The organism is Acinetobacter sp. ABJ_C1_1 (assembly GCF_044684115.1).
In the GTDB taxonomy this organism is placed as follows: domain Bacteria; phylum Pseudomonadota; class Gammaproteobacteria; order Pseudomonadales; family Moraxellaceae; genus Acinetobacter; species Acinetobacter nosocomialis_A.
In genome coordinates, this window is the sequence record NZ_JBITPU010000015.1 from 103,542 (window position 1) to 112,342 (window position 8,801).

An 8,801-nucleotide genomic window follows, 5' to 3' on the forward strand; every position below is an offset into this window, starting at 1 on the left:
ATGCGATTAAGTTACCGTTTGGTGAGTGGACTGCTTGTACTGGCAAGCATTGTCGGCATGTCTTTTGCGTTATATTTGGAACATGTAAAAGGGTTAGAGCCATGTCCGCTCTGTATTTTTCAACGTGTTGGCTTAATGGCAATGGGATTTGTGGCGCTCATTGCATTTTTGCATAACCCAGTTTCCAATGCGATTAAACGCTTCTATGCATTTTTAGCAGGTATTGCAATTTTATGGTCAGTCGGCGTGGCAGGCCGTCATGTTTGGATACAGCATTTACCAGCAGACCAAGTACCAAGCTGTGGACCGGGTTTAAATTATTTAATCGATGCTTTACCGATGAAAGCAGTTTTACAAGAAGTGCTTTCTGGTTCAGGTGAATGTGCGGCAATTGACTGGACTTTTTTAGGCCAGTCTTTACCAATGTGGTCATTGGTTTATTTCGTTTTGCTTTTGCTGGTCTGTTTATGGCAGTTATTCCGTTTTTATCCAGTATTTAAGACTGCTAAAAAGTGAGTTTAACACGATTAAAAAAAGCTCAACTTAAGTTGGGCTTTTTTTAATCACATTAGAATAAGTGAGAATATAAGAAAAATTGATAAAAATAACGCATAATTTTGTAGACAGATAGTTCTGTTTTTTATAAAGTGCAGCCGTTTATATATCCTTATGATTATAAAAAAATGCTTTTTAATATATTTAGTGTCTTGGAAAAAATAGGGCTAAATGCCCAGAAACGTGCTATCCATGTACAGTTTTCTAATGAACTACTCAATAACCAAATATTCTTACAACGTATAGAAGGCCAACATCAGCTGAATGGTGGCCTAATGGCAGAGTTGATCTGCCTTTCAACCAATGCCCAAATTGCATTGAAGCAATTTATTGGCGTTCAAGTCGCTGTTGATCAGGTCACAGATTCGGGCCAATTGTTCCGAACAACAGGTATTGTGACTGAAGCCAGTTATGGACAAAGTGATGGTGCTTTAACGCTTTATAAGCTAACTATAGAAGACGCGACAAATTTATGGCACAAACGCCGTAATAGTCGTGTTTTTATGAATAAAAGTATCGTAGAAATTACCGAAGTTCTATTTAAAGAGTGGCAAGAAAAAAGTCCACTGTTTGCTGCGAGTTTAAGTCTAGACTTGGGTGGGTTGAGTCAAAACTATGATATTCGACCTTTCACCATGCAGCACAATGAGTCTGACTATGACTTTCTTACGCGCTTATGGCGAAGTGAAGGCATTAGTTGGCTCATTGATGAGTCAGAGCTTTTTGTTCCGCATTTTACTGCGCCAATACAAGCTCAAAAACTTAGACTCATTGATGATAATAGCCAGTATCAGGCTTTAGAGCGTCGTAATATTCGCTATCACAGAAGTAGCGCAACCGAATATCAAGATAGTATTACTGGTTTTGTTGCAGTGCGAAGTTTGCAACCAACAGCGGTACATGTGCAGCGCTGGCAACCGGATGCCCTTGCACAAGAAGAGGGTAATGGTTCGGTTGTTACCACGCATACACATTCGGATAACTTCGACTCAGCCACTTTAAGTCTTGAACAAGCATGGCACGTAAGCCCTGCTTGGATGCAAGATTTAAAAGGGGAAGATCAGGCAACCGCTTCGGGTAGTAGTCAGTTAGAAAAATTAAATCAGCACTTCACCGACATGCATGCGAGTCGGGCTAAATACTTTAAAGCCTATAGTAGTGTCCGCGATAGCCAAGTCGGCTATTGGTTTAATCTACGTGAACACCCTGAAATTGATCAGCATGAAGGGGCAGATCAAGAGTTCCTGATTATTGCTAAAAACTTCTATAACCAAAATAACTTACCTAAAGATTTACATCAGCAAGTTAGCCAGTTATTAACCCAAAGTCGTTGGGATCAACACGGCTACGATGATATAGAGCGTCAAGGTAATGAACTGACTCTAATACGCCGTCAAATCAAAACTGCACCTGAATATAATCCAGAGCAGCATCGACCAATTGCCTACCCGCAAAGAGCGAAAGTCGTGGGACCACAAGGAGAAACCATTCATGTCGATGAGTGGGGGCGCATTAAAGTACGTTTTCTATTTACCCGTAGTGATGATCATGGCCATGATGGTGGTGCAGGTAGCAATGACAATGATACCGACTCGGCTTGGGTGGATGTACTGACTCCTTGGGCAGGAGAAGGCTATGGTGCACGTTTCTTGCCGCGTATTGGTGAAGTGGTTGTCATTGACTTCTTTGATGGCAATATCGACCGTCCATTTGTGACTGGGCGCATCCATGAAGCGCAGCGCTCACCCACCAAATTCGATGTAAAAGGGCAACTTCCTGCGACTAAAAAATTGAGCGGGATCCGCAGTCAGGAAATCAATGGAAATGGCTTTAACCAATTACGCTTTGATGACACAACCGGACAAATTAGTACTCAACTCCAAAGTAGTCATGCAGCAACACAGCTGAATTTGGGTAATTTAAGCCATCCGAAAGAACAAGAGACGAGCCAAGGCCGAGGTGAAGGTTTTGAGTTGAGAACAGATGCTTGGGGAGCTGTGCGTGCAGGTAAAGGCATGCTCATTAGTACCTATGCACAAGAGCAAGCGATTGCAGACCATTTAGAGGCTGCACAAGCACAATCTTTACTTTCACAAGGCTATGAAAGCATGAAAATGCTCAGTGAAGTTGCAGCCAAGCAACAAACTGATGCTTTGAATGTGATTAATCGCTTACCTAAATTCATCCAGTCACTTGAGCTAAAAACCACAGGTCAAGCATTAGATAGTACGGTAAATCTATTTAAAGAAGGGATTAATAACGATCCTATCCACGCTTTAAAAGACTGTGGTGGCTTTATTCGAGATATTGGTGCTCTAGGCGGAAACGCAAAAGGCGTTGTAGATGAATTTAATGCTTTCTTTAGCGATGCCAAAGATGCGGTAGAAAATTTAAAAGCGTTCATCGAAAACGTTGAAGAGCATGGTGCCGACATCGTTAAAGGTAAGCTTGCCAGCATAAAAGATCGTATTCATAAAAATCCATTTGAAAGCATTCAAGAGGTTGGAAAGGTCTTAGCCAATGTTGAGACTAAAGACTTCGACATGATGAGTGTATGTGGCACTTTTAGTAAAGGCAGTAAATTGGAAGTATCACCTTCTAAAGCATTGAGTTCTTTACAAGGCTTTATGGAAGGCTATACCCAAGGTTTAGAAAGTAGTTCTGATACTAAACAGCAAGAACAAGGCAAAATCTTTAGACAAGCCCTGATGTTATTAGCATCACCAAATGGTATTGCTTTGACGACACCTGAAAATATTATTTTGCAAGCTTCGCAAGATATTGCCGAAAGTGCCAGCGGTTCAATTAATTTGAGTGCACAGAAAAATATTATTGGGCATGCACAAGATAAAATTAGTTTGTTCGCTGCGCAAAAAGGTTTGCGTGCTTATGCAGCAAAAGGAAAACTCGAACTACAAGCACAAGACGATGCTATTGAAGCAATTGCCAAGAAGGTCATTAAGCTGATTTCTACTGAAGAAAAAATCGAGCTTACGAGTCCAAAAGAAATTGTATTAACAGCAGGTGGGTCACAGCTTAAAATTAATGCCAATGGCGTGTTTTCAACAACAGGCGGTAAGTTTGAAAGTAAAGCTGGGCAGCATTTGTTTACGAGTGGGGCAACAGTAAATGCTGAGTTGCCGAAAATGCCAGCAACTGGGATGTATAGTATGAGATTTGATTTAAGTCAAATATTTGATACTAAAATATTAAAAAATATGAAGTATAAATTAATTAATCATTCTAAGAAAATTGAAGCTGTATATGAGTTTGAGCAAGAAAGTAGCGCGAGAGTTTACAGCGATTCTGTTGATAATGTAGAACTCGCTTTAGTCCCAGGAGCTTATTTAACAGAAATTAAAGAGCTGATGCTTGGAGAGGAAGCTGAATCACTAGATGGTGAGGAGATTGATGGCTGTGGATGCGGAATTGATCATGAACATACATATAATGATTAGGAGTTTGACTGATGTTTAATAAACAAAATATTGTTTGCCTCTTTTTGGTTTTATTTCCACTGAAAAGTTATGCAAAAGAAGATTTTAATCTTATTTCACAATGTACTGACGAATATGAGACAAGTTGTAATGTTGTTCTAACATCAAATGGTAAAAAAAATATTTTATTACACGATATAAAATCACCAAGTATTGAAAAAGTTGGTGAAGACATCTTTCATGTAGTAAGTTCATGTGGTTCACCTTGTGTAGGACATTACTTTATTGGAAAACATGAGGAAGACTATACTGAGGAGTTGATTAGTTTTGATATTAAGTCTAAATGTATTATAGAAAGTGATAGTCGTAAAAAGAAAATATATGCAAAAAAGATGTTCACTAATAATAAAAGAATTTTAATAGACTTAAGTGAAAAGAAATTCAATATTCTTCCATCAAAATTTAATTATTACAGTGATTTTAGTGAGATGTCTCATTTTGATAATATTGGAGATCTCAATTTAATTGCAAATGATTATGGTAAAATTCTATTTAAAAAGAAAATCCAAAATCCTTGTGGAAGTAACAGTAAATGAGTTATTCAGAAGAATTTATAAAGTTTGTTGGGACTGTGGCAGGAGAAGCTGGAGGATGCAGTCCAACCACTTGGAAAGTTGTGGCACACTGTATAAAAAATAGGATTGGTTTTGCAGAGTGGATTAATGCAAGAAATGTCAGTGATATTCTAAAAAAGAATTTTGACGCTATTAGTGATAAAAATCCACCTTTTAAGAAAGCTGTGACAGAAATGCATTCTGGTAATATATCTGATCATACGCAAGATATTATTGATACAATATCACCAATTTATCAAGGAAAGGAAGAAGATATAACAAATGGAGTTGTATTATATTATAGTCCTAAAGCTCAAGCAGCTTTACATAAAAAAAATCCAGAAAAATATACTTCTCTAGTTCCAGATTTTGCCAAAAGCCCTTTGACAGAAGAAGTAAAAATAAGAGGAACAGAAAATGATGATATGCGTTGGTATAGATATAAGGGCACATCTCGCTTCTATGTCCAATTTGTTGATAAAAGTGCGAATGTGCTTGTTAAGTCTAGTGTGAGTATTGGGTACAAAAAAACGAAAGTAGTGCCAGCGTTAAGTAATTTAGTTACTGATAATCAAGGTAAAATTAGATCATTTCTTGTGAAAGATGGTTGGGGAGCAAGGATTACCGTTGATGGAGAACCTATTGTTGATAATAATCAAAAGCCAGTACTATTAATTGCTGATGGTAAAAATCATTCTGCAGTTTTGGTGGTTGCAAGTGGTCGTAGTGGAATAAAATCTCAAACTGACATACATAACCAACAGACATCACCTAGTCAAAAGCAAGAATCTGTAAAAAAAGACACCAAAGCTGAAGTAAATAATGAAAAAAAAGCAGAAAAGGGTGAGAATAATACTAAACAAAAAAACGTTAATTTTAGTATTAAGATCATAGATAGTGAAAATAAGGTAATACCAAATTTTTCCTATTTTCTAAAATATAAAAATTCAGAAAAGAAGCATAGTGTAGGTACTAATGGTATTGAAAATAACTTAGTAGCGTTAAGTGGTGAGGAAATTACAGTTTTAATTAGTGGGTTGGACTCAAAACAAGAAATTATTCGTTTTACAGCACAAGAGGGAATGGGAGAAAAGACTATAAAGGTTAATTTACATACTTTTAATATCCTGTTCAGACATAGAGATACGAAAAAACCTATAACAAATTTGAATTTAATACAAAAATATAGAAATCAGATAAAGCAAAAAAAGACTGATGGTAATGGAAAGATAACTGTTAGTGCAATGCCAGGATTCGAACTGAATTATAAATTAAGAGATGAACGGAATTTATTAACTATCAAAGTTGATAAAAATAAATCGCTTCGTGTTATCGATGTTGATTCCTCAGCAATTGAGCAAGCATCAAAAAATATAAAGACAGGTACAAAAGTTGTAGAAATACCTACATCTAAACAACCTGCTCCTTCATCAAAACATAAGCAACCAATTGATAAGCCAGTTGAAACTCATGACTCTACTCCTAAGAGAGATGAAAAAGTAAAAACCAGTACAGAAGGGCATCCTAAAACTATTGTTATAGATAATAGTGATATAGAGTTTAAAATTTTAACTTATGACAAAATAACTAAGCAATTAGTTAGTAATTGTGAATATATAATTGAGTATAAAGGAAATAAAAACTCTCATATAAGCGGTGTTAACGGTCTAGGTACAAAAATACATAAGGGCCAAGCCGGACAAACAATAAAAATATTTGAAAATACTAACCTATTGACTCAAGTAATATTACAAAAAGATATGAAACCAATATCTATTAATGTTACTAAGTCAGATTCATCTCAACTAAAAGTTAGCGGAGTGGATTGGTGTAACTTATTTTTACAAAGTAATAGTTTAAGTGATTTAGCTGAACCTTTCAAAACCAGCGCTTCAAAATTTATTAATGGTATGAAAAATGCTGGTATCAGTGTCGTAATTAATACAACTTGGCGTCCATCTGAAAGAAGTTATTTAATGTATTATTCTACAGCGATAGCAAGAGGAGAAATTGCTGTAGATAAAGTACCTCCGTTTCCTGGAGTAAATATTGATTGGACACATAAAGGAAATAAAACTGAAGCAATAAAAGCAGCAAAAGCAATGTATCAAAAATATGGTATAGGCAAGAATCCAGTAGGTAAACCAGGTTCTTCAAACCATAATAGGAAAAAAGCAGTAGATATGAGAATATCTAATTATGTTGGAAAAGTTGTAACTATTGATGATGAAAGTATAAAAATTACCAGTTGGGCAACATTAACGCAATTAGGCAAAAAATATGGTGTAATTTGGTATGGTAGTAAAGATGCACCTCATTGGTCAGATACAGGTAGGTAAAAAGTGATTTACAAAACATTAATTGGTATGTGTTTATTGGGATTGGGCTTAAGTGCTTGTGATAATAAACATTTAAGTGAGACTACTCATATTAAACCTACTGAACAACATAAAGTAGAGGTGCCACAAAAAAAATTACCTTCAGTAGAGAAATTACAGGGTAGTAAAGATATAAAAAAAATGTTAGACAATAAGATTTATTTATTATTAGATTCTGATGAAGGTTGTATAGTAAGTGAAAAACCTCTTAATAAAGATATTGTAATTATTTATAAAGAGGACGAAAAATTTAAATATGATGTTGTGAACCCAATACTGAAAAAAGATAGTAGTGATTGTGTTTCAGAATTAGCTTTTGTTACAGATGAGCCTAATTATTTTTATAATATTAATAAAAGAAGTAAGGAGTTGGTTCGTGGTTATGGTTTTGAATTAAGTAAGGAACAGATTCTATATAAAAATAATAAAATTAGAGGAGTTGATTTGATTGGAGACGGAATTCCTAACATTATAACTGAATGTTTTTCAAATGAAGGCGCACATTTTAATATTTTGGGAGGGCATAATAATGAAGAAAAATTGTTACATCGTTATACTTACCTAGATATGAACTTACAAGCCTCATGTACTGAGAATGAAGAAATATATAGTAAAGGTTTGTTGGATTTAAGAAATAAATATAGAGAAAATTAAAGAAATATAACTGATAAATAAAAATTTAATTTAAATAATATAGACACTTTTATTACTAAAAGTGTCTATATTAATTTTATTTTATAATATTTTTAGTTAGCTTGTTGTTGTAATTCTCATATAAAGAATATTAATTCTAGAAGCTATAGAATCCATTTAATTTTTTATTTCCATAGAGTTTAAAATCTAGAAGTTTTAGACATTATTTAAACTGATGTATTTTTTGAAAAACTATATAGAGACTATGCAATGATAAACAGATTATTCCTTTTATTTGTAATTAGTTTAATGTATACATGTACAACTGAAGCGGATCAGCCTAAATCAAGCAACACAAAACTTTATTTTTCATATCGAATCTGTGAAAAGTCAGGAAAGTGTAAGAATTTTACACCTACAAAAAAGATGGATAATTATCTCTTTAAAAGACTTGATCCTGCATATGATGAATTTTATATAAAAGATAATAATGGTAATTTTACCTTATATTATAAAAATGTTTATAGTGAAGATGTTCAAGTTGGATGGGCAGAAGCTAAAGCGGATAAAAATAGTAGTAGTGAGTTGAGTTTAAATATTGATAAAGTTAACCTAGCCTTGGGTGGGATTGATTTTATAAAAAATGGATATGCAACTAAACAGGCTGAATCAAAGAATTTTAAATCGGGAATCTATTATTTAGCTGATAATTATACGGGTGCTCCATATTATCAAAAGCAAAAAATAGTTTTTAAGAAAAATACTGAAGATTTAGTGTTAGACTGTAATAGTTATTTGAATAATCCATCTGTAAAGAATGAATCTTATGGGGTTTTTTATGGAGTATGTTCCGAAGGGGAGAAAGTATATTTTAAGCAGGTAAACTGATTTAGTTTTTCTTTTTGAATAAAAATGTAAGAATGGTAAGTCTTACATTTTTAAACCTAACATATTTTATTCAAAATAAATAACTTAGGTATGATATTTGTTTTTAGGATTAGATGAAAAATTATAAAAATAGCAACTTGTCTGAGTTTTGATTTTTATTGAAGGTACATATAGTGAGAACTAGTTTTATTAAATTTTATAATTTTTTATTGGTTTCCAGCGTATGTATTTCCTCAAATGCTGCAGACTATAAACCACAATGGTTAGACGAGAAAACAATATATAGTAATAGTGAG

6 protein-coding genes and 1 pseudogene are annotated in these 8,801 nt (G+C 34.2%); all 7 read left to right on the top strand.

The genetic code is table 11. The features are described from left to right. Nucleotides 1-516 (top strand): disulfide bond formation protein B, encoded by a 516-nt coding sequence (locus ACG59Z_RS15715; protein WP_001240033.1) that lies wholly within the window; start codon nt 1-3, stop codon nt 514-516. 167 nt (nt 517-683) lie between these two features. After that, nucleotides 684-4,013 carry a type VI secretion system Vgr family protein gene (locus ACG59Z_RS15720; RefSeq protein WP_400200202.1) on the top strand — a complete coding sequence of 1,110 codons (3,330 nt, stop codon included), beginning with the start codon at nt 684-686 and terminating at the stop codon, nt 4,011-4,013. A gap of 11 nt (nt 4,014-4,024) precedes the next feature. Then, the gene (locus ACG59Z_RS15725; protein ID WP_400200204.1) at nt 4,025-4,588 is read left to right on the top strand and encodes a hypothetical protein; all 564 of its coding nucleotides are present in this window, start codon (nt 4,025-4,027) and stop codon (nt 4,586-4,588) included. Continuing rightward, nucleotides 4,585-6,945, top strand: a complete 2,361-nt coding sequence (locus ACG59Z_RS15730; protein WP_400200206.1) for a hypothetical protein — start codon at nt 4,585-4,587, stop codon at nt 6,943-6,945. Before ACG59Z_RS15725 ends, ACG59Z_RS15730 begins: the two co-directional genes overlap by 4 nt. A 3-nt stretch (nt 6,946-6,948) precedes the next feature. After that, nucleotides 6,949-7,638: a hypothetical protein gene (locus tag ACG59Z_RS15735; RefSeq protein ID WP_400200207.1), complete on the top strand. Its 690-nt coding sequence runs from the start codon at nt 6,949-6,951 to the stop codon at nt 7,636-7,638. 249 nt (nt 7,639-7,887) lie between these two features. Continuing rightward, nucleotides 7,888-8,505 (top strand): hypothetical protein, encoded by a 618-nt coding sequence (locus ACG59Z_RS15740; protein ID WP_400200209.1) that lies wholly within the window; start codon nt 7,888-7,890, stop codon nt 8,503-8,505. 173 nt (nt 8,506-8,678) lie between these two features. Further along, nucleotides 8,679-8,801 (top strand): annotated as a pseudogene (locus ACG59Z_RS15745) (DUF1311 domain-containing protein); the annotation flags it as partial.